General features: G+C 74.2%; 17 protein-coding genes and 1 riboswitch. Of the genes, 7 read left to right on the top strand and 10 right to left on the bottom strand.

Annotated elements, in window-relative coordinates:
* Positions 1-108: 108 nt before the first annotated feature.
* The 3 genes from purH to K8Z61_RS01890 form a co-directional block, all read right to left on the bottom strand.
* On the bottom strand, positions 109-1,695 hold the full coding sequence (gene purH, locus K8Z61_RS01900; RefSeq protein WP_224126375.1) for a bifunctional phosphoribosylaminoimidazolecarboxamide formyltransferase/IMP cyclohydrolase: 1,587 nt from the start codon (positions 1,693-1,695) through the stop codon (positions 109-111).
* A gap of 38 nt (positions 1,696-1,733) precedes the next feature.
* Positions 1,734-1,810, bottom strand: a riboswitch (ZMP/ZTP riboswitch).
* Between the two features lies 1 nt (position 1,811).
* Positions 1,812-2,441 (bottom strand): phosphoribosylglycinamide formyltransferase, encoded by a 630-nt coding sequence (gene purN / locus K8Z61_RS01895; protein WP_224126374.1) that lies wholly within the window; start codon positions 2,439-2,441, stop codon positions 1,812-1,814.
* A 49-nt stretch (positions 2,442-2,490) separates the two neighbouring features.
* The gene (locus K8Z61_RS01890; RefSeq protein WP_224126373.1) at positions 2,491-3,726 is read right to left on the bottom strand and encodes a DUF6350 family protein; all 1,236 of its coding nucleotides are present in this window, start codon (positions 3,724-3,726) and stop codon (positions 2,491-2,493) included.
* A 101-nt stretch (positions 3,727-3,827) separates the two neighbouring features.
* On the opposite strand from K8Z61_RS01890, the gene K8Z61_RS01885 reads away from it, so the two are divergent.
* The 3 genes from K8Z61_RS01885 (at position 3,828) to K8Z61_RS01875 (ending at position 7,149) form a co-directional block, all read left to right on the top strand.
* Positions 3,828-5,738: a sigma-70 family RNA polymerase sigma factor gene (locus tag K8Z61_RS01885; RefSeq protein ID WP_224126372.1), complete on the top strand. Its 1,911-nt coding sequence runs from the start codon at positions 3,828-3,830 to the stop codon at positions 5,736-5,738.
* Positions 5,739-5,879: 141 nt separating this feature from the next.
* Positions 5,880-6,380: an RNA polymerase sigma factor gene (locus K8Z61_RS01880; RefSeq protein WP_224126371.1), complete on the top strand. Its 501-nt coding sequence runs from the start codon at positions 5,880-5,882 to the stop codon at positions 6,378-6,380.
* On the top strand, positions 6,373-7,149 hold the full coding sequence (locus K8Z61_RS01875; RefSeq protein ID WP_224126370.1) for a hypothetical protein: 777 nt from the start codon (positions 6,373-6,375) through the stop codon (positions 7,147-7,149). The genes K8Z61_RS01880 and K8Z61_RS01875 overlap by 8 nt, the downstream gene beginning before the upstream one ends.
* Positions 7,150-7,218: 69 nt before the next feature.
* Here the strand turns inward: K8Z61_RS01875 and sucD are convergent, their stop codons facing one another.
* Entirely contained in the window at positions 7,219-8,112 is an 894-nt protein-coding gene (sucD, locus tag K8Z61_RS01870) for a succinate--CoA ligase subunit alpha (RefSeq protein ID WP_224126369.1), read from the bottom strand.
* A gap of 37 nt (positions 8,113-8,149) precedes the next feature.
* Entirely contained in the window at positions 8,150-9,316 is a 1,167-nt protein-coding gene (sucC, locus tag K8Z61_RS01865) for an ADP-forming succinate--CoA ligase subunit beta (protein ID WP_224126368.1), read from the bottom strand.
* A 415-nt stretch (positions 9,317-9,731) separates the two neighbouring features.
* On the opposite strand from sucC, the gene K8Z61_RS01860 reads away from it, so the two are divergent.
* Positions 9,732-10,961 carry a M23 family metallopeptidase gene (locus K8Z61_RS01860; RefSeq protein WP_224126367.1) on the top strand — a complete coding sequence of 410 codons (1,230 nt, stop codon included), beginning with the start codon at positions 9,732-9,734 and terminating at the stop codon, positions 10,959-10,961.
* Positions 10,962-11,152: 191 nt separating this feature from the next.
* Here the strand turns inward: K8Z61_RS01860 and pcrA are convergent, their stop codons facing one another.
* The 3 genes from pcrA to K8Z61_RS01845 form a co-directional block, all read right to left on the bottom strand.
* A complete protein-coding gene (gene pcrA, locus K8Z61_RS01855) occupies positions 11,153-13,576 on the bottom strand; it encodes a DNA helicase PcrA (RefSeq protein WP_224126366.1) in 2,424 nt (807 codons plus the stop codon).
* Positions 13,577-13,679: 103 nt separating this feature from the next.
* Positions 13,680-14,042, bottom strand: coding sequence for a hypothetical protein (locus tag K8Z61_RS01850; RefSeq protein ID WP_224126365.1), 363 nt, complete (start codon positions 14,040-14,042; stop codon positions 13,680-13,682).
* Between the two features lie 31 nt (positions 14,043-14,073).
* Entirely contained in the window at positions 14,074-15,048 is a 975-nt protein-coding gene (locus tag K8Z61_RS01845) for a glycerophosphodiester phosphodiesterase family protein (RefSeq protein WP_224126364.1), read from the bottom strand.
* 101 nt (positions 15,049-15,149) lie between these two features.
* Here K8Z61_RS01845 and K8Z61_RS01840 point away from each other — a divergent pair, with 101 nt between their 5' ends.
* A complete protein-coding gene (locus K8Z61_RS01840) occupies positions 15,150-15,701 on the top strand; it encodes a YbaK/EbsC family protein (RefSeq protein WP_224126363.1) in 552 nt (183 codons plus the stop codon).
* A gap of 30 nt (positions 15,702-15,731) precedes the next feature.
* Here the strand turns inward: K8Z61_RS01840 and npdG are convergent, their stop codons facing one another.
* The gene (gene npdG, locus K8Z61_RS01835; protein ID WP_224126362.1) at positions 15,732-16,487 is read right to left on the bottom strand and encodes an NADPH-dependent F420 reductase; all 756 of its coding nucleotides are present in this window, start codon (positions 16,485-16,487) and stop codon (positions 15,732-15,734) included.
* 98 nt (positions 16,488-16,585) lie between these two features.
* Between npdG and K8Z61_RS01830 the strand changes: the two genes are divergently transcribed.
* Entirely contained in the window at positions 16,586-17,614 is a 1,029-nt protein-coding gene (locus tag K8Z61_RS01830) for an LLM class F420-dependent oxidoreductase (RefSeq protein ID WP_224126361.1), read from the top strand.
* 112 nt (positions 17,615-17,726) lie between these two features.
* On the opposite strand, the gene K8Z61_RS01825 is transcribed toward K8Z61_RS01830, so the two are convergent.
* Positions 17,727-18,458 carry a MerR family transcriptional regulator gene (locus K8Z61_RS01825; protein WP_224126360.1) on the bottom strand — a complete coding sequence of 244 codons (732 nt, stop codon included), beginning with the start codon at positions 18,456-18,458 and terminating at the stop codon, positions 17,727-17,729.
* 155 nt (positions 18,459-18,613) lie between these two features.
* Here K8Z61_RS01825 and K8Z61_RS01820 point away from each other — a divergent pair, with 155 nt between their 5' ends.
* A complete protein-coding gene (locus tag K8Z61_RS01820; protein WP_224126359.1) occupies positions 18,614-19,762 on the top strand; it encodes an acyl-CoA dehydrogenase family protein in 1,149 nt (382 codons plus the stop codon).
* Positions 19,763-19,851: the final 89 nt, after the last annotated feature.

The raw sequence follows: 19,851 nt of genomic DNA, 5'->3' as shown, positions 1-19,851 counted from the left end.
CGAGCCTGTCGAGACCCCGGCACCCGAGCGCCGCCGTTCGGTCGCCCGGTCTCGGCGGGCTCGACCACCGTCGATCGGGTCCGCTGCGCGGCCCCGATCAGTGCCCGATCAGTGGAAGAAGTGCCGGGTGCCCGTGAAGTACATCGTGACGCCGGCCCCGCGGCAGGCCTCGATCGTCAGCTCGTCGCGCACCGAGCCGCCCGGCTGGACGATGGCGGCCACGCCGGCGTCGATGAGGATCTGCGGGCCGTCCTCGAACGGGAAGAAGGCGTCGGAGGCGGCGACGGCGCCGCGGGCGCGCTGCTCCCCCTCGGCGAGCGCGTTCGCCCGCTCGACGGCCAGCCTGCAGGAGTCGACCCGGTTGACCTGGCCCATGCCGATGCCGACCGACGCGCCGTCCTTGGCGAGCAGGATGGCGTTCGACTTCGCCGCGCGGACGGCCCGCCAGGCGAAGGCGAGGTCGGCGAGCACCTCGGGCGAGGCGGCCTCGCCGGTGGCCAGCGTCCAGGCCGACGGGTCGTCGCCCGGCGCCTCGACGGTGTCGACCTGCTGGACGAGCAGGCCGCCGGAGACCGGACGCATCTCGGTGCCGCCGCGGGTCAGCGGCTCGGCGACGAGGATGCGGATGTTCTTCTTGCCCTGCAGCACCTCGACGGCGCCGTCCTCGTAGCCGGGGGCGACGATCACCTCGGTGAACACCTCGGCCACCTGGCGGGCCATCTCGACGCTCACCGGGCGGTTGGCCGCGATCACGCCGCCGAACGCGGAGACGGGGTCGCAGGCGTGGGCGCGCCGGTGCGCCTCGGCGACGTCGGCGCCGACGGCGATGCCGCACGGGTTGGCGTGCTTGATGATCGCGACCGCCGGCTCGTCGAAGTCGTAGGCGGCCCGGCGGGCGGCGTCGGTGTCGACGTAGTTGTTGTACGACATCTCCTTGCCGTGCAGCTGCTCGGCGCCCGCGAGTCCGGCCGGGCCGTGGCCGCTGCGGTAGAGCGCGGCCGCCTGGTGCGGGTTCTCGCCGTAGCGGAGCACGGCGTCGCGGCTCCAGGTCGCGCCGACCCACGCCGGGAAGCCGGTCTCGCCGCTGGTGTCGGTGAGCACGCTGCCCATCCAGGACGCCACCGCGACGTCGTAGCTCGCGGTGTGCACGAACGCCTCGGCGGCCAGGCGCTTGCGCTCGTCGTAGGCGAAGCCGCCGGCGGCGACCGCCTCGAGCACCTCGCCGTAGGTCGCGGGCGAGGTGACGACGGCGACCGACGGGTGGTTCTTCGCCGCGGCGCGCACCATCGACGGGCCGCCGATGTCGATCTGCTCGACGCACTCGTCGACGCTGGCGCCGGACTCGACGGTCTGGGTGAACGGGTAGAGGTTCACCACGACGAGGTCGAACGGCGCGACGCCCAGCTCGTCGAGCTGGGCCACGTGCGCCTCGAGCCGGCGGTCGGCGAGGATGCCGGCGTGCACCCGCGGGTGCAGCGTCTTGACCCGACCGTCGAGGCACTCGGGGAAGCCGGTGAGCTCCTCGACCCGCGTGACGGGCAGGCCGAGCTCGGCGATCAGCCGCGCCGAGCCACCGGTGGAGACCAGCTCGACGCCGGCGTCGGCGAGGCCGCGGACGAGCTCCTCCAGGCCGGTCTTGTCGTAGACGGAGACGAGGGCCCGCTTGATCGGGATGCGGCCGGGGGCGTCGGACATCGGGTCACTCCTGGTGGGACGGTGGGAGGTCGGTCGTGCGGGGGCACCCAGGCGGACGATGCCCCGACGTCACTCCCCGGTGGTTCGCCCACCTGCGCCAGTCGTGTGCCGCGATCCTATCGGCCGGCGGGCCCGGCGGCGGCACCGAGCAGCACCCGGCGTCCCTCGACGCGCCAGCCGTCGCGGACCATCCGGCCCACGGCGTCGACGAGCATCGTCCGCTCGGCGGTCTTGATCCGCTCGTGCAGCGAGGCGACGTCGTCGTCGTCGGCCACCGGGACGGCCGTCTGCGCGACGATCTGGCCGGTGTCGACGCCGGCGTCGACGAGGAACAGCGTCGCGCCGGTGACCTTGACGCCGTAGGCGAGGGCGTCGCGCGGACCGTGCATGCCGGGGAACGCCGGCGAGAGCGCGGGGTGGGTGTTGACGGTGCGACCGCCGAACGCGCCGAGGAACGACTCCCCCACCAGGCGCATGAAGCCGGCCAGCACGACCAGATCGGGCTCGAAGGCGCCCACGCCGCCGGCCAGGGCGGCGTCCCAGTGCTCGCGGCTGGAGAAGTCCTCGACGCGGCGGACGAAGGTCGGCACCCCGGCGCGCTCGGCGCGGGCCAGGCCCTCGACGTCGTGCCGGTCGGCGCCGACGGCCACCACCCGGGCGCCGAAGGCGGGATCGGCGCAGGCGTCGAGGAGGGCCTGCAGGTTGGTGCCCGAGCCGGACACGAGGACGACGAGGCGGGCGGGCACGGGCGCTGAGTCTAGGGCGCCGCGACGCCGCCGGCGGCGCTCGTCCGGGCTACGCGCGGCGGCGGGCCCAGGCGTGCGCGGCGACCGAGCCGATCACGGCGCCGAGCCCGAAGGAGACGACCGCCTGCACCAGCACGTCGCCGGTGAGCGGGCCGACGTCCTGCAGCCGCCCTGGTCCGATCGAGCCGCCGGCCAGCGCCGTCAGGACGCCGAGCGCGACGCCGGCGAGGACGCCGCCCACGCAGCCGCGCAGCGCGGCCTCGTCGAAGCCGGATGCCGGGAGGTGCCGCTGCGCGCGGGCCGCGGCGAGCGCCGCGACGACGCCCGGCAGCACCAGCAGGGCCGGGGCCCAGGCCGGCCCGGGGCCGGCGTCGGGCAACGCGGCCAGCAGGGGGAACAGGGGCAGCGGACCGAGCACGGCCCCGGCCGGCGCCACGAGCGTGCCGGTGCCGAGCACGAAGCCGGGGCCGGCGAGGTAGGCCGAGGAGAGCAGCACCGCGTTCGGCAGCAGCACCAGGCAGGCCGCCAGGATCACCACGACGTCGGCGGCGCCCGCGTGCAGCTGGGAGACGATGTTCGCGGCGGTGCGGACGTCGAGCACCAGGGCCAGCAGCAGCGCCGCGGCCGAGACCGCGAGCCAGCCGAGGACCACCTGCCGCGTGATGCGGAGCGCCACCCGCAGGGTGGCCGGTGCGCGGGTGAGCCACAGCGCGGCCCGGCCGGAGCCGACGGCGACCGCGCTGCCGCCGACGACGGCGCAGAGGAGCAGGGAGCCGGCCGTCACCGCGCCGAGGTCGGGCGCCTGCGCGCCGCCGGCGAGCACGGCGACGACGATGGCGACGACGAGGTGCCCGGCGGCCAGCAGCCCGACGGCGGTGGGCACCGTCCAGTCGCGCACGCCGTCGGCGAGGGCGTCGGCGTCGGGACCGTGTCCGGCGACCGCCTCGCCCAGACGCAGCGCGCAGCGCCAGACCGCCCACGCGGCGACGACGGTGGCGCCGAGCGGCACGAGGGTCACCGGCGTGCCCTCGATCGTCACCCCGGAGCCGAGCCCGGCCAGCCAGCCGAGCGCCCCGACCCGCAGGCCGTCGCCGGCGGTGCCGTGGGCGCCGAGGTCGGTGAGGAACCAGCCGATCACGCCGAGCGCGCCGCACAGGGCCACCGCGAGCAGGGCCGCCGTCGCCCCGGCGAGACCGGCCAGCAGCGCCAGGGGACGGCGTGCCGACGGGCCGCCGGGCGTGCGGTCGTCGCGGTCGGAGGCGGGACGGGAGATCAGCGAGGCCATGGCCCGGCCATCATCACCCCGACCGCCGACGCTCCCGGTGTGCCACGCCGCCGGCCGCCGAGTCCGCGGACGACGCGTCCGGCCGGTACCGTGGCCGCGCCATGAGGGAGCGCACGAGGTCGTCACGCGGACGCCGTCCCGCACCGGGGACGTCCCGCGCCGACGCGACCGCCGTCTTCGACGCCTTCTACCGCGGCGCTCGCGACCGGCTGCTGCTGCAGACCTTCGCCCTCACCGGCGACCTGCCGGCGGCGCGCCGGGCCGTGCGCGACACCTTCGTGGCCGCCTGGCACCACTGGGACAAGGTCGGCCGCCTCGACGACCCCGAGTCGTGGGCCCGGCCGCAGGCGTGGGCGCACGCGCAGCGTCGTCACGCCGCCCGCCCCTGGCACCGGGAGCGCCAGGTCGACGACGACGCCCGCGCCACCCTGGACGCCCTCCACGAGCTGCCCGGCGAGCAGCGGAAGGTGCTGCTGCTCAACCACCTCGCCCCGGTCGACCTGCCCGACCTGGCCCGGGAGATCGGCATCCCGCAGGCGCAGGCCGAGACCGACCTCCAGGCGGCCACGGCGTCCTTCGCCCTGAGCCGCGGCGTCCCCTCGACCGACGTGCGGGCGCACCTGGAGCTGCTGGAGCAGGCGGCGGCGCCGGTGCGCTGGCCGCGCCACACGATCGTCCGACGCGCCGGCACCACCCGACGGCGCGTGCACGTGGCCGCCGGCGTCGGCGTCACCGTGCTGGCGCTGGCCGCTGGCGGCACGCTCGTGGCCGACACCGACGGCGCCCAGCCGGGGCTCGACCGCGCGCTGACCGGCGTGGCCGAGCGCGGCCCCGGTCGCCCGTCGTCCCCGGGCGCCGGCACCACCCGCGTGCCGCCGATCCCCGCGTCCGCCCTGCTGACCGCCGGGGGCGTCGGCCGCGTGTCCGGACTGGGGAGCGGCTGGCAGGTCACCGCCACCCGCGACGGCGCCGGCGCCACGGCCCTGCCGTGCCAGCGCGACCGGTTCGCCGACCCGAGCGGCGCGGACCTCGTCGTCCGCGAGCTGCGCGCAGGCTCCCGCGGCGGGGCCGCCCGCGCCTACCAGCTCGTCGAGGCCTCGGCCTCGGGCACCGCGCTGAGGAGCGCCTACGGCGTGGCCTCGGGCTGGTTCGCCGGCTGCGCCGAGCCGCGCGTCCAGCTCCTCGGCACCTACGACGTCTCCGGCGTGGGCGACGACGCGCGGCTCTTCGTCCTGCGCGACTGGCAGCGCGGCCGGACGCTGAGCGTCGGCGTGGCGCGCACGGGCACGCTGCTCACGGTCACCGCGCTCACCCGCGACGGCACCGGCAGCGCGCCGCTCGGCCCCCCGACCAGCCTGCTGCGGCGCGCCGTCGGCGGCCTCTGCGACCTCCCCGCGGCCGGGGCCTGCGGCACCGGCCGCGTCCGCCCGACCGCCAGGGCCCCGCTGCCCGTCGGGGACGACCCCGCCCTGCTCACCGAGGTCGACCTGCCGCCCGCCGGCCGCGTCGACGAGCCGTGGGTCGGCAGCGAGGTCACCTCGGTGCGGCAGAACACCGCGGCCACCCGCTGCGACGCCACCCGCTTCACCGGCAGCGTCGGCGGCACCCGCTTCCGGCAGGCGCAGACCCGCACCTTCCTCATCCCCGACGCCGACCTCCCGCCCGAGTTCGGGCTCACCGAGACCGTCGGCCTGCTCTCCCCCGGCGCCGCGGCGACGCTGGTCGACGGCGTCCGCGCGCGGCTGGCGTCCTGCCCCGACCGCGACCTGGGCACCGAGGTCACCCGGCTCGCCTCGACCGGCGGCGGCTCCACCGAGCTCGCGGCCTGGCGGGTGACGACGCAGATCTCGGCGAGCCGCTCGGTGCGCTACGCGATGGCGATCATCCGCAGCGGCCCCCGCGTCGCCCAGGTGGGCCTGGTCTCCGCGAAGGACGCCGACCTCACCGACGCCGCGTTCCTCGCGCTCGCCCGCCGGGCCCAGGAGCGGCTGGCGCAGCTCGGCTCCCGCTGACGCGCTGACCCGCTGACCGCTGCGCCGGTCGCGGTCCGGAGCGCTCCGGGACGATCCGCGGCAGGATGCAACCGGAGCGCCGGCTCGGGCGTATCCCCCACGACCGCGCCCCCGCGGTCGAGGAGCAGAGGAAGACACGCCATGGACGAGGTCGCCTTCGACGACTTCTACGCAGCGTCCTACCGACGACTGGTGGGCCAGCTGCACGCGATGATCGGCGACCGCGCCGAGGCCGAGGAGTGCGTCCAGGAGGCGTTCGCCCGCGCCTGGTCGCACCGCCGGACCATCGAGACCGCCCAGCACCCCGAGGCCTGGGTGCGCACCACCGCCTACCGCCTCGCCGTCAGCCGGTGGCGTCGGGTGCGGCTGGGACGCCGGCCCGCCGACCGCGCGGTCGGCGCCGCGACCGTCGCCGACGGGCCGGACGCGGTGCGGCTCGACGTCGTCGCCGCCCTCGCCCGGCTCGGGGAGGACCAGCGCCGCGCGCTCGTCCTCTTCCACCTCGCCGACCTGTCGGTCGAGGACGTCGCACGCGAGGTCGGTGCCCCGGTCGGCACCGTCAAGGCCCGCCTCAGTCGCGGCCGCGCCGCCCTCGCCAGGCTCCTCGCCGACCACGCCCCCGAAGGGACGCCCCATGCCTGAGCCGCTCGACCTCGACGACCTGCTCGCCCCGCTCCGCTCCCCCGGCGCCGACGGACCGCCCGCCCGCGACGTGCGGCGTCGCGGCGACCGGCTGCGTCGCCGCCGCACCGCTGCACGCGGCGGGGTGGCGCTCGCCGCCGTGGCCGCCCTCGCCGCGCTCGCCGTGCCGCAACTCTCCGGCGGCGGCGACAGCGGCGGCCGAGCGATCGATCCCGCCACCGCGGCGCCCCGTCCGACCGCGTCGGCCGAGCCCGCGGCCGATGCCGCCGAGCTCACCGACGCTGACCTCGCGAGCGGGCTGAGGGGCGAGGTGACCTACGGCGACGCCCTCGTCCGCGGCTCGAACGAGGGCTGCGTGCTGGGCGTGCGGATCGGACGCGACAGCGGCGCCGCGTGGGTGCGCAGCGCGACGGTGGAGCAGACCGAGGGCGTCCGCGCCCGGACGGTCGTCGAGTTCGACTCCGCCGACGAGGCGCGGGCCGTCCTCGACGGCATCACGGCCCTCGGGCCCGGGTGCGACGAGTCCCAGACCAACGTCCTCGAGGACGGCGCCGCCACGATCCGCATCGCTCGGGCCGCCGATGGCTCCGGCACCGTCACGCGCGTTGACCGGATCGGCCGGTGGGTGCTGGTCGACGTCACCGACGCCCTCGGGCTGGGCGACCCCGACGTCGTCCAGCAGACCGCCGACCTGCTGACGGCCCAGGCGACGACGCTGGAGGCGCGACTGGCCGGGCTCGACGCATCGTCGACGAGCGCCGGATCCTGACGCACGCACGTCCGCACGCACGAGGGCCCCGGGAGCATCGCTCCCGGGGCCCTCGTCGCGTCAGCCTCGTCAGAGGCCCTGCATGATCTCCCGCATCAGGGCGGCGGTCTCGGACGGCGTCTTGCCGACCTTCACGCCGACGGCCTCGAGGGCCTCCTTCTTCGCCTGCGCGGTGCCGGCCGAGCCGGACACGATGGCGCCGGCGTGACCCATGGTCTTGCCCTCCGGCGCGGTGAAGCCGGCCACGTAGCCGACGACCGGCTTGGTGACGTGCTCCTTGATGTAGGCCGCCGCACGCTCCTCGGCGTCGCCGCCGATCTCGCCGATCATCACGATCGCCTTGGTGTCGGGGTCGTTCTCGAACGCCTCGAGGGCGTCGATGTGAGTGGTGCCGATGATCGGGTCGCCGCCGATGCCGATGGCGGTGGTGAAGCCGAAGTCACGCAGCTCGTACATCATCTGGTAGGTCAGCGTGCCCGACTTCGAGACCAGGCCGATGGGGCCCTTGCCCGCGATGGTGTGCGGGGTGATGCCGGCCAGCGACTCGCCCGGGGTGATGATGCCGGGACAGTTCGGGCCGATCATGCGGGTGCCCGCGTGGTTGGCCTCGGACTGCAGGTAGCTCCACACCTCGGCGGTGTCCTGCACCGGCACGCCCTCGGTGATGACGACCATCAGGCCGATGCCGGCGTCGACGGCCTCGATCGCGGCGGCCTTGGTGAAGGCCGGCGGGACGAAGAGCACCGACACGTTCGCGCCGGTGGCCTCCATGGCCTCCTTGACGGTGCCGAAGACCGGGAGGTCCTTGCCGGCGAGGGTGACCGTGGTGCCGGCCTTGCGGGCGTTGACGCCGCCCACGATGTCAGCGCCCGACTCGAGCATCAGGGTGGTGTGCTTGGAGCCCATCCCACCGGTGATGCCCTGGACGATGATCTTGGAGTCCTTGTTCAGGTAGATCGACATGCTTCTCAGGCTCTCTTGTCTCGTGCGTCCGGGGCGATCAGGCGTTCGCCAGCTCGGCGGCCTTGTCGGCGGCACCGTCCATGGTGTCGACGACCGTGACCAGCGGGTGGTTCAGCTCGGCGAGGATCGCGCGGCCCTGGTCGACGTTGTTGCCGTCGAGGCGGACGACGAGCGGCTTGGTGGCGGCGTCGCCGAGCAGCTCGAGCGCGCCCTTGATGCCGTTGGCGACCTCGTCGCACGCGGTGATGCCGCCGAAGACGTTGACGAACACGCTCTTGACCTGCGGGTCGTTGAGGATGACGTCGAGGCCGTTGGCCATGACCTGCGCGTTGGCGCCGCCGCCGATGTCGAGGAAGTTGGCGGGCTTGACGCCGCCGTGGTTCTCGCCGGCGTACGCGACGACGTCGAGGGTGCTCATGACGAGGCCCGCGCCGTTGCCGATGATGCCGACCTGGCCGTCGAGCTTGACGTAGTTGAGACCGAGGTCCTTGGCCTTCGCCTCGAGCGGGTCGGCCTCCTCGCGGATCTCGAACTCCTCGTGCTCGGGGTGACGCACCTCGGAGGCGTTCTCGTCGAGCGAGACCTTGCCATCGAGGGCCTCCAGCCTGTCGCCGGCCAGCCGCGCGAGCGGGTTGACCTCGACGAGCGTGGCGTCCTCCTCGACGAAGACCTTGTACAGCGACTGGATCATCGCGACGGCCTGCTCGAAGACGGGCTCGGGGAACTTCGCCTCGGTGGCGATCGCGCGGGCCTTGGCCTCGTCGACGCCGGTGCCGGGGTCGACCGGGATCTGCTTGACGGCGTCGGGGTTGGTCTTGGCGACCTCCTCGATCTCCACGCCGCCCTCGACCGAGGCGATGCACAGGTACTGGCGGTTCGCGCGGTCGAGCAGGAAGGAGAAGTAGTACTCCTCCTCCGGCGGGGTCGCGGGGGTGACGAGGACCCGGTTGACGGTGAGGCCCTTGATCTCCATGCCGAGGATGTTCGAGGCGTGCTCGAAGGCGTCGTCGGCGGTCTTGGCGATCTTGACGCCGCCGGCCTTGCCGCGGCCGCCGGCCTTCACCTGCGCCTTGATGACGGTCACGCCACCGAGCTGCTCGGCAGCGGCCTTGGCCTCGTCCGCGGTGGTGACGACGACGCCGAGCGTCGTGGCCACACCGTGCTTGGCGAAGAGCTCCTTCGCCTGGTACTCCATCAGGTCCACTGGTCCACCAGTCTCTATCTTCTCGACGCATTGGGGGCGGCGGCGCAGACGGCCGGCGCGAGGCACGGCGCGGGAGCGCCCCGGCGCACCCTAGCCGTCGCCCACCCCGGCCACGACCCCGGGAGGGAGGACGTGAGATAGGTCATGGGGCCTCCGGGAACCCGCCCGGCGCACCGGCGGGGACGAGGTCGCGCTGCGCCGTCCGGCGGCCGCGTCTGCGCAGGTCGGGCTACCCGTCGGTAGCCGTTCGGCGGTGGCGCCGGCGCGGGCCGGCCCGGACGCAGTCGTGCACCGGGAGGTCGCGTCAGGTTCACCTGACCGCCCCGCTGGGCTACAGTCCTGCACGGCCCGGGCCGAGGCCGCCCCCCTTCAGCGGCCCCGGACGCCAGCGATCAGCATCGGAGCGACACGTCTCATGGGGAACGACCGAGCGGACAGCAGCACCCGACCCGACCCCTCGCCCGCGCCGTACGTCGGCAAGCGCGCCCGGGCGGTCGCCCCCGACGCCGTCCAGCTCGCTCCGGTCACCCCGTACGTCGGCAGGCGCGTCGCCCGGCCGGCCCCCGAGGCCGCCCAGCCCGCACCGGCCGCCCCGTCGACCGCCTCGCCGGTGCTCACCCTGCCGCGCACCGCCACCCCGCTCGACCCCACCAGCGTCTTCGACGGCCCCCGCCCCGTCGTCGTGCCCGACGTGCCGCTCACCCGCACCGACCGCGTGCGTCCCGAGCCCCCGGCGCCGTACGCGCCGGTGCGCAGCGGTGCCGACGCGATCGACACCGTCGAGATCGCCCGCGTGCTCGCCGGGCTCGCCCCGGTCGACCACTCCACCTCCTTCGCCTCGGACGACACCGAGATCGTGCCGCTGCGCCCGCAGCCCGAGCCGGTCGCGACCCTCGTCGGCGGACGCCGGGCCGCGCGCCGCGAGCCCGTCGCGAGCCCGTTCGTGCGGCGCCTGCCGTCGGTGCAGCTGGCCGCCGGCGTGGCCGTTCTCGGCGTGGCCGTCACCGGCGCCGCGTTCACCGCGGGCGACGACACCGGCGTCCCGACCGTCAGCGTGGCCCAGATCAGCGCCCTCGGCGGCACCAGCGGCACGGCCACCGTCCGTGATCGCGAGGTCGTCAGCCGGGCCTCCGACCCCGATCTCCGCGGCTCCGACGCGATCGCCGGCGACCTCGCCGACCGCAACCAGCGCCTCCAGAGCGTCGAGCAGCAGGCCGACGCCCGCGCGCAGGACCTCAAGGCCAACCGCTGGGTGCTCCCGGTGAGCCCCGGCGCCTACCGCCTGACCGCCCGCTTCGGGGAGACCGGCCTGTGGGCGAGCTACCACACGGGCCTGGACTTCGCGGCGCCTCCGGGCACCCCGCTCTACGCGATCGCCGCCGCCACCGTCACCGAGACCGGCCCCGCCGGCCCCTACGGCAACCGCACCATCCTGACCCTCGCCGACGGCACCGAGCTCTGGTACTGCCACCAGACCGAGATCCAGGTGTCGGTCGGCCAGAAGGTCACCCCGGGCCAGCAGATCGGCACCGTCGGCTCGACCGGCCACGTCACCGGCCCGCACCTGCACCTCGAGGTGCGCCCGGGCGCTGGCGACCCGGTCGATCCCTACCCGGCGCTGGTGCAGCACGGCGTCACGCCCTGATCGAGACCGCGCAGCGGACTCGATCGATGGTGGTCGAGCAGCGACCAGGGACGCGCCAGCGGACCTGACGGAGCGTGTCGAGACCCGGTGACCCGACCACGGCGCGTGGGTGCGGGGGTCTCGACAAGCTCGACCACCGGGGGCCAGGCTCGACCGCCGGAGGCCAGGCTCGACCACCGGCGACGGCCGGGCTACAGCCTCTCGACCGGCGCGTAGCGCAGCAGCAGGCGCTTGACGCCCTCGGAGCCGAAGTCGATCGAGGCGACGGTCTTCTCGGCGACGCCCTCGAGCGCCACCACCGTGCCCATGCCGAAGGAGTCGTGCAGCACGCGGTCGCCCGGCTCCAGCGACGGGATCTCGCGGGCCGGCTTCTTGGCCTTGGCCAGCGCATCGGCGCGCGCGGCGGCGGCGGAGAAGTTGCGGCGGCCAGCCGAGGTCGAGGCCCCGCTGAACCCCCCGGAGCCCGAGCCGACGGCGGGCCCGCCGGAGCCGCCGGAGCCACCCCAGGAGCCGCTGAGGTCGGGACGCGACCAGCGGGTCTGCGCGGCCTCGGTGCGCCGCCAGTCGACGAGGTCGATCGGCAGCTCGTCGAGGAACCGCGAGGCCGGGTTGTGCGACGGCGCGCCCCAGGCCGAGCGCACCACCGCCCGGGAGAGGTACAGCCGCTCGCGGGCGCGGGTGAGGCCCACGTAGGCGAGGCGGCGCTCCTCCTCGAGCTCGGGCTGGTCGCCGAGCGCCCGGCTGTGGGGGAAGACGCCGTCCTCGAGGCCGGTGAGGAAGACGACCGGGAACTCGAGTCCCTTCGCGGTGTGCAGCGTCATCAGCGTGACGACGCCGGAGTCGTCGCCGTCGTCGTCGGGGATCTGGTCGGAGTCGGCCACCAGCGCGACGCGCTCGAGGAAGTCGTCGAGCCCGGGCGTGACGAGGCCGGCCTCGACGTCGTCGGGGTCGGCGGACGGCCCGGGCACCGGCTCCTCGGAGAACTCGCGCGCCACGGCGACGAGCTCGGCGAGGTTCTCCAGGCGGGTGGCGTCTTGGGGGTCGTCGGAGTCCTCGAGCGCCGCGAGGTAGCCGGAGCGCTCGAGCACGGTCTCCAGGACGACGTCGGGCCGCTCGCCGCCGGCGACCATCGACTGCAGCTCCTCGGTCATCGCGACGAACTGCCGGATGTTCGTCAGCGAGCGGGTGGCCAGGCCCGGTGCCTGGTCGGCGCGGCGCAGCGCCTCCCAGAAGGTCAGCCGGTCGCGATCGGCGAGCGAGGTGACGCACTCGACCGCGCGGTCGCCGATGCCGCGCTTGGGGGTGTTGAGGATGCGGCGCAGCGAGACCTGGTCGTCGGGATTGGCGAGCATCCGCAGGTAGGCGAGCGCGTCGCGCACCTCCTTGCGCTCGTAGAAGCGCACCCCGCCGACGACCTTGTACGGCTGGCCGGTGCGGATGAACACCTCCTCGAAGACCCGCGACTGGGCGTTGGTGCGGTAGAAGACCGCGACGTCGCCGGCCCGCGCGCCGTCGTCGACGAGCCGGTCGATCTCCTCGGAGACGAACCGGGCCTCGTCGCGCTCGTCGTCGGCGACGTAGCCGACGAGGCGCTCGCCGTCGCCGGCGTCGGACCACAGCCGCTTGGGCTTGCGGCCCTTGTTGTGGCCGATGACCGCGTTGGCCGCGGTGAGGATGGTCTGGGTGGAGCGGTAGTTCTGCTCCAGCAGGATCGAGGTGGCGTTCGGGAAGTCCTGCTCGAAATCGAGGATGTTGCGGATGTTGGCGCCGCGGAAGGCGTAGATCGACTGGTCGGCGTCGCCGACGACCATCAGCTCGGCCGGCTCGACCCGCTCCGCCGCGGGATCGAGGTCCTCGGGGTCGTCGGCGCAGAGCTGGTGGATCAGCGCGTACTGCGCGTGGTTGGTGTCCTGGTACTCGTCGACGAGCACGTGCCGGAAACGTCGGCGGTAGGTCTCGCGCACCTCGGGGAACGCCTGCAGCAGGTGCACGGTGGTCATGATCAGGTCGTCGAAGTCCAGCGCGTTGGCCTCACGCAGCCGGCGCTGGTAGAGCGCGTAGGCGGCCGCGTAGGTCTCCTCGAGCTGGTTCTTGGCGTCCTTCGCGACCTCGTCGGGGTCGCGCAGCTCGTTCTTGTGGTTCGACACCCAGTGCAGCAGCGCGGAGGGCTGGTAGCGGCGCGGGTCGAGGTCGAGATCGGTGCAGACCAGCTGCATGAGGCGCTTCTGGTCCTGCGCGTCGTAGATCGTGAACGCCGACTTGTAGCCGAGCCGGTCGATCTCCTTGCGCAGGATGCGCACGCAGGCGCTGTGGAAGGTGGAGACCCACATGAGGCGCGCGCGCTTGCCGACGAGGTCCTCGACGCGCTCCTTCATCTCGGCCGCGGCCTTGTTGGTGAAGGTGATCGCCAGGATCGAGCCGGGGTGGGCCTTGCGCTCGGAGATCAGCCACGCGATGCGACGCGTCAGCACGCGGGTCTTGCCCGAGCCGGCTCCGGCGACGACGAGCAGCGGCGCTCCGGCGTGGACGACGGCCGCTCGCTGCGGGTCGTTCAGACCCTCGAGGAGCGGGTGGGCGGAGGGGGGCAGCAGGGTGTCTGCGACGGCTTCGGACATGCTGCGACCACCCTATGCCGCGGCCCCGACAGCGAGCGGATCCTCATCCCCCGGAGACGCGGCCGACGCGCCCGGCCGGGCCACGCCCGGCCGACAGCGCGGGTCAGCGCCAGTGGTGCGCGGAGGACCAGAACACCGCGATCGCGACGTTCGCGGTCGTGAGCCCGAGGATCGCCAGCCACAGCCGCTGCGAGATCTGCTCCTTGCGCAGGTTCGCCATCACCAGGCCGAGCACGACCAGGCCGATGAGCAGCTTGACGGCGATCTTGGTGTTGTTCGGCTCCTGGTCGCCCGCGGAGAGCACGCCCACGAGCGCCAGGCCGGCGACGAACGAGGTGCCCGCGCCGTCGCGCATCGCGGCGTTGACCCGCTTGACCGGCTCCTTGGCCTGGGCCAGCAGGCCGCCGAAGAGCGCGGCGAAGCCGAGGAGGTGGACGAAGAGGAGGATCAGGCGGATCGTCTGCACGCGCCCGAGTGTGGCAGACGCCCGGGACGCCTCAGCGCACCGCGGGGCCCACGACGTCCGGGTGATCGGTGATCAGCCCGTCGACGCCGAGACCCGCCAGGTGCGCGGCGTAGCCGGCGAGGTCGCCGTGGGCGAGCGGGTTGCGGTCGGGGTGGGCCCGGCGGCGGTAGGCCTTCGGCAGGAAGGTGCTCTCGGCGCGCAGCGTCCAGGTGCGCACCGAGAGCCACCGCTCGTGGGCGCGGGTCGGGAGCGTCGCGCCGTCCCCGGCCAGCAGGCGGTGGTGCACGCCGATGCCGGAGGCGTAGCGCTGAACCTCCAGGAGACCCTCGTCGGTGGTGAGCTCGAACGGGTCGTGCCGGTCGACCAGCTGCACCAGCGGGAGCCCCACGCGCGGGGCGAGCGCGCGGAGGAAGACCGGGTCGAAGGCCATGATGCTGACGCCGGAGCTGGCGTGCTCGACGCCCCGTCCGGTCAGCTCCCCGACCAGCAGGTCGGCCAGGGGCAGCCCGCGCCGGGCCGAGCGCGCCGGCTCCTTGACCTCGAGCAGCACCCCCGGCCGCGCGCCGCCCCGGGCGACGTGCTCGTCGACCAGGTCGAGCACGTCGCCGAGGGTCGCGACGCCGAGTCGTCCGTCGAGCGCCGCCGAGCCGGGCCGCAGGGCCGGCCGGCGCTCCCGTGCCCGGAGGCGTCGGACCTCGGCGAGCGCGAGGTCCTCGACCCGCCAGCGGCCGGCGAGCTCGGGCCGGTCCGCGAGGTCGGTGGTCTTGCGCAGGTCGCTCTCGTGCCGGACGACGAGCACGCCGTCAGCGGTGGCGACGAGGTCGAGCTCGAGCTCGTCGGCGCCCATCGCCAGGGCCGTCCGGAACGCCTCGAGGGTGTGCTCGGGCCGGTGACCGCTCGCGCCGCGATGGGCCGCGACCAGGGTTGTGCCGGTGCGCGGGAGCGGTGGCGGCGCGAGCGCCGCGGAGGGGGCGGGCTGGACTGCCGATCGCGGCTGCACCGTCACGCCGCCGATGGTGACCCGGTCGCGCGTCCGAGCCGGGGCCTCGCCGCGACGCCCCGGGGGACGCCGGGTGAACCGTGGGTGACGTCGGGCAGGCTGGCGTCATGACCGCACCGTCCTTGCCGTCCCTCGGCATCCTGACCTCGCTGCCGGCGCTCGAGCATCCCGGGCTGCTCGCGCCGCCGGTGGCCGCGGCGCTGGAGGCCTGGCCGCACGCCGCCGCGGTCGCGGTCTGCGCCATCGACCCCGAGCACGCCGACACCGCGACCCTGGCGGAGGTCCACGGCCTCGGCATGGACACCGGCGCGAACTGCGTCGTCGTCGGCGGACGTCGGGGCGAGGACGCCCGGATCGCCGCCTGCCTGGTGCGGGCCGACACCCGGGCCGACGTCAACGGCGTCGTACGCCGGCTGCTCGACGTCCGCAAGGCCTCGTTCCTGCCGCGTGAGGAGGCCGTCGGCGTCTCCGGCATGGAGTTCGGCGGCATCACGCCCGTCGGCCTGCCCGAACCCTGGCGGCTGCTCGTCGACGCGCGCGTCCTGACGATGCCGGTGGCCGTGATCGGCTCGGGACTGCGCCGCTCGAAGCTGCTGGTGCCGGGGCGGCTGCTCGGCGAGCTGCCGGGCGCCGAGGTGGTCGAGGGCCTGGCCGGCTGAGCGGATCGCCGCCGGCAGGCCCCGCGGACCTCAGTGGTCGAAGCCGGTGATCCGGATGCTCGAGTGGATCTTGTACTTGCGGTTGATCGAGATGAGCACGGCGGTCCAGGGCTCGAGCTGACGCGCCAGGCGCAGCTTGCCCGCGTCGATGCCGCGACGGCCGTTGACGCCCTCGACCAGCTCGATGGCGACCTGCTTGGCGGCCACGGAGTCGCCCACGACCAGCACGTCCTCGTCGAGCAGGCCGTCCTCCCACAGGCTGACGGCCGAGACGTTGTGGAACGCGCCGACCACGACGGCCTCGGGCGCGAGCGCTTGGGCGCGCTCGGCGGCCGAGCCCTCGCCGGCGTCGACGACCAGGCCGTAGGCGCCGCGCTTGTCGAAGCCGAGCGGGTTGACGCACGAGACGACCACCTTGCCGGCCAGCGGCAGGGACGCCACCAGCTCGTCGTGGCCGTCCCACGGCACCGCGAGCAGGACGACGTCGGCCTGCGCGGCGGCCTCGGCGTTCGCGGCTCCGCTGACGGCACCGGCGCCCTCGACCCCGGCGAGGCGGGCGGCCACCTCGTCGGCGACGGCCTGCCCCTTCTCGGCCGAGCGACTGCCGAAGACGACCGTGTGGCCGACCCGGGCGAACCGGTAGCCCAGGCCCTTGCCCTGCGGCCCGGTGCCGCCGATGACGGCCACGGTGAACGGCGCGCTCGGCGGCGCGATCTCGGTGCCGGCGGGGGTGGCGATGACGGACGGGGCGGGGGCCGCGGCAGGCGCGGGAGTGCTCTCGGTCACGCCCGGATCATGGCACCCCTCCCCACGGTGACAGTGCTACTGTCACGATCCGAGACGCCCCCGCACCCGCTCGCCCGAGACTCGACGAAGAGGACCCGATGAAGATCACGACGCAGCTCGTCTACGCCGGCAACCCGCGCGAGAGCGCCGACCAGGTCGCCGCCCTGGAGAAGGCCGGCCTGGACCTCATCTGGGTCGCCGAGCCCTACGGCTTCGACGCCCCCACGCTCATGGGCTACCTGGCCGCGCGCACCGAGACGGTCGAGATCGGCGCCGGCATCCTCAACATCTACTCCCGCACCCCCGGTGCGCTGCTGCAGACCGCCGCCGGCCTGGACAACGTGTCCGGCGGCCGCGCCGTCATCGGCCTCGGGGCGTCCGGCCCGCAGGTGATCGAGGGCTTCCACGGCGTCCCCTACGACCGTCCGCTCGGGCGCACCCGCGAGATCATCGCGCTGCTGCGCCAGGGCCTGCGCGGCGAGCCGCTCACCTCCGACGGCATCTACCGGCTGCCGCTGCCGGCCGACCAGGGCACCGGTCTCGGCAAGCCGCTGAAGCTGCTCAACAAGCCTGAGCGCGCGGACGTCCCGCTGTGGGTCGCGGCGCTCGGCGACAAGAACGTCGCCATGACCGCCGAGGTCGCCGACGGCTGGCTGCCCTTCCTGTTCCACCCGGGCAAGGCCAAGGACGTCTGGGGCGCACAGCTGGAGAAGGGCCTGGCCAAGCGCTCCCCCGACCTCGGCCCGCTGCAGATCAACGCCGGCGGCCTGCTCGCCATCGGGGAGGACGTCAAGGACATGCTCGACCTCGTCCGGCCGATGTTCGCGCTCTACGTCGGCGGCATGGGCGCGCGGGGCAAGAACTTCTACAACGACCTCGCCTGCCAGTACGGCTACGAGGCGGAGGCGAAGGAGATCCAGGACCTCTACCTCTCGGGCAAGAAGAAGGAGGCCGAGGCGCTGATCCCCGACGAGTGGCTGGAGGCGGCGAACCTCGTCGGTCCCGAGTCGTACGTCAAGGAGCGCATCGCCGCGTTCGCCGAGGCCGGCGTCACGCACCTCTCGGTGACCCCCGCCTCCGCCGACCCCGCCGCCGACATCGCGAAGGTCAAGGAGTGGGTGTCCTGATCGGACGCCTGGCAGTTTCATCGGCCAGCCGATGAAACTGGCGCTTGGCCGATGAAGTTTCATCGTCCAAGCGACGGTTTCGTCGGTCAACCGACGAAACCGAGCCATGCCGCTACCGCAGCAGGGACCGCTGGATGACGGCGTTGGCGGCCCGCTGGAAGCCGGCGACGATCGCCTCCAGGGTGATCTGGCGCAGCCGCGGCAGCGCCTGCTCGAGCCGGGCCGCCTCCTCGGGCGAGTGCGCGGAGCGGTAGTCGGCGAGGACGTCGGTGCGCAGGATGCGGGTGAGGTCGTCGACGAGCGACTCCATGTGCGCGCGGATCGACTCGGCGGCCGCGCCCGTCGCCTCGGCCGGGATGCCGAGGTCGAGCAGCTCCACGCCGATGGCCAGGCTCGGCAGCGGCAGGTAGGCGTCGCCGCTGCGGTCGACGACGCCCATCCGCTCGAGCACGGCGACCTCGTCGTCGGCGAGCGGCCGGCCCGCCCGCTCGTCGAGCGCGGCGCGGTCGAGCCGCTCGGCGGGCCCCCCGGACCACGAGGTGAGCATCGCGCGCTGGAGCGCGAGGTCCTCGACGCCGGCGTCGTCGGGCACCGAGGCGAGGAACCGCTCGATCGCCTGGAGCGTGAACCCATGGTCCTGCAGGGCCCGCACCAGCTCGAGCCGCGCGAGGTGCAGCGAGCCGTAGTACGCGACGCGGCCGCGCCGCTCGGGCGGCGGCAGCAGGCCGAGCGAGGCGTAGTAGCGGGTGGTGCGCACGGTGAGCCCGGACGCCGCGGCGAGCTCGTCGACGGTCAGGCCGACCTCGCCCTCGGGCAGCGCGACGGGATCGGACGGCTCGGACACAGGCCGCACGCTAGCCGTCGCGCGGCCCACGCGGGGCAGGTAGTCGTCCGATCCGCAGACCCGGGTTGAACCATGACAGCATCGCTGTCACAGTAGGGGTGTCACAGTCACCCGGCGCGTCAGGGCGCCGGAGCGCAGCGATCCCGGAGGTAGCCATGGCCACGCCCACGTCCATCTACGAGCAGGAGCACGAGGACTTCCGCCAGATGGTGCGGACCTTCCTGGAGAAGGAGGTCGTCCCCTTCCACGACCAGTGGGAGAAGGACGGGCACGTCGACCGCGAGGTCTGGCGCAAGGCCGGCGCCACCGGCCTGCTGTCCTTCGACGTCGAGGAGCAGTACGGCGGCCTGGGGCTCAAGGACTTCCGCTACAACGCGGTCGTCTCCGAGGAGATCTCGAAGGTCGGCGCGAGCGGCCTCGGCTTCCCGCTGCACACCGACATCGTCGTGCCCTACATCTCCTCCCTCGGCACCGAGGAGCAGAAGCAGCGCTGGCTCCCGGGCCTGGTCTCCGGCGACATCATCTCCGCCGTCGCGATGACCGAGCCGGGCGCCGGCTCGGACCTCCAGGGCCTGCGCACCAGCGCGGTCGACAAGGGCGATCACTACGTCCTCAACGGCTCGAAGACGTTCATCTCCAACGGCATCATGAGCGACCTCGTCATCGTCGTCGCCCGCACCGACCCCGACGCCGGCCACCTCGGCTTCAGCCTGCTCGTCGTCGAGCGCGGCATGGAGGGATTCGAGCGCGGCCGCAACCTCGACAAGGTCGGCATGAAGGCGCAGGACACCGGCGAGCTCTTCTTCGACAACGTCATCGTCCCCAAGGAGAACCTCCTGGGCCAGGAGGGCCACGGCTTCATCTACCTGATGGAGAACCTGCCGCAGGAGCGCATCTCCATCGGCGTCATCGCCGTGGCCGCGTGCGAGCACGTGCTGAACCTGTGCCTCGACTACGCCAAGCAGCGCGAGGCCTTCGGCAAGCCGATCGGCAAGTTCCAGCACAACCGCTTCCTGCTCGCCGAGATGGCCACCGAGGTCTACATCGCGCGCACCTTCATCAACGAGTGCGTCACCAAGCTGAACGCCGGCGAGGCCGACACCGCGCTCGCCTCGATGGCCAAGTGGTGGACCACCGAGCTGCAGACCAAGCTCGTCGACCGCGGCGTCCAGCTGCACGGCGGCTACGGCTACATGCTCGAGTACCCGATCGCCAAGGCGTTCATCGACAGCCGCATCCAGACCATCTACGGCGGCACGACCGAGATCCAGAAGGAGATCATCGGTCGCAGCCTCGGCATCTGAGCCGTCCGCACCACCTGCGTCACCCGCACCACCTGCACCACCCGACGCCGGGTCGCCCACGGGCGGCCCGGCGTCGACGATCTCGGGAC

The organism is Nocardioides sp. TRM66260-LWL (assembly GCF_020075545.1).
GTDB lineage: Bacteria > Actinomycetota > Actinomycetes > Propionibacteriales > Nocardioidaceae > Nocardioides.
This window is presented reverse-complemented; position numbering and strand designations above follow the sequence as displayed.

Excerpts from the sequence above, each read along its gene's own strand:
- purH (WP_224126375.1), bottom strand. The coding sequence starts at position 1,695 with ATGTCCGACGCCCCCGGCCGCATCCCGATCAAGCGGGCCCTCGTCTCC.
- K8Z61_RS01890 (WP_224126373.1), bottom strand. The coding sequence starts at position 3,726 with ATGGCCTCGCTGATCTCCCGTCCCGCCTCCGACCGCGACGACCGCACG.
- K8Z61_RS01885 (WP_224126372.1), top strand. The coding sequence starts at position 3,828 with ATGAGGGAGCGCACGAGGTCGTCACGCGGACGCCGTCCCGCACCGGGG.
- K8Z61_RS01880 (WP_224126371.1), top strand. The coding sequence starts at position 5,880 with ATGGACGAGGTCGCCTTCGACGACTTCTACGCAGCGTCCTACCGACGA.
- K8Z61_RS01875 (WP_224126370.1), top strand. The coding sequence starts at position 6,373 with ATGCCTGAGCCGCTCGACCTCGACGACCTGCTCGCCCCGCTCCGCTCC.
- sucD (WP_224126369.1), bottom strand. The coding sequence starts at position 8,112 with ATGTCGATCTACCTGAACAAGGACTCCAAGATCATCGTCCAGGGCATC.
- K8Z61_RS01860 (WP_224126367.1), top strand. The coding sequence starts at position 9,732 with ATGGGGAACGACCGAGCGGACAGCAGCACCCGACCCGACCCCTCGCCC.
- pcrA (WP_224126366.1), bottom strand. The coding sequence starts at position 13,576 with ATGTCCGAAGCCGTCGCAGACACCCTGCTGCCCCCCTCCGCCCACCCG.
- K8Z61_RS01840 (WP_224126363.1), top strand. The coding sequence starts at position 15,150 with ATGACCGCACCGTCCTTGCCGTCCCTCGGCATCCTGACCTCGCTGCCG.
- K8Z61_RS01830 (WP_224126361.1), top strand. The coding sequence starts at position 16,586 with ATGAAGATCACGACGCAGCTCGTCTACGCCGGCAACCCGCGCGAGAGC.
- K8Z61_RS01820 (WP_224126359.1), top strand. The coding sequence starts at position 18,614 with ATGGCCACGCCCACGTCCATCTACGAGCAGGAGCACGAGGACTTCCGC.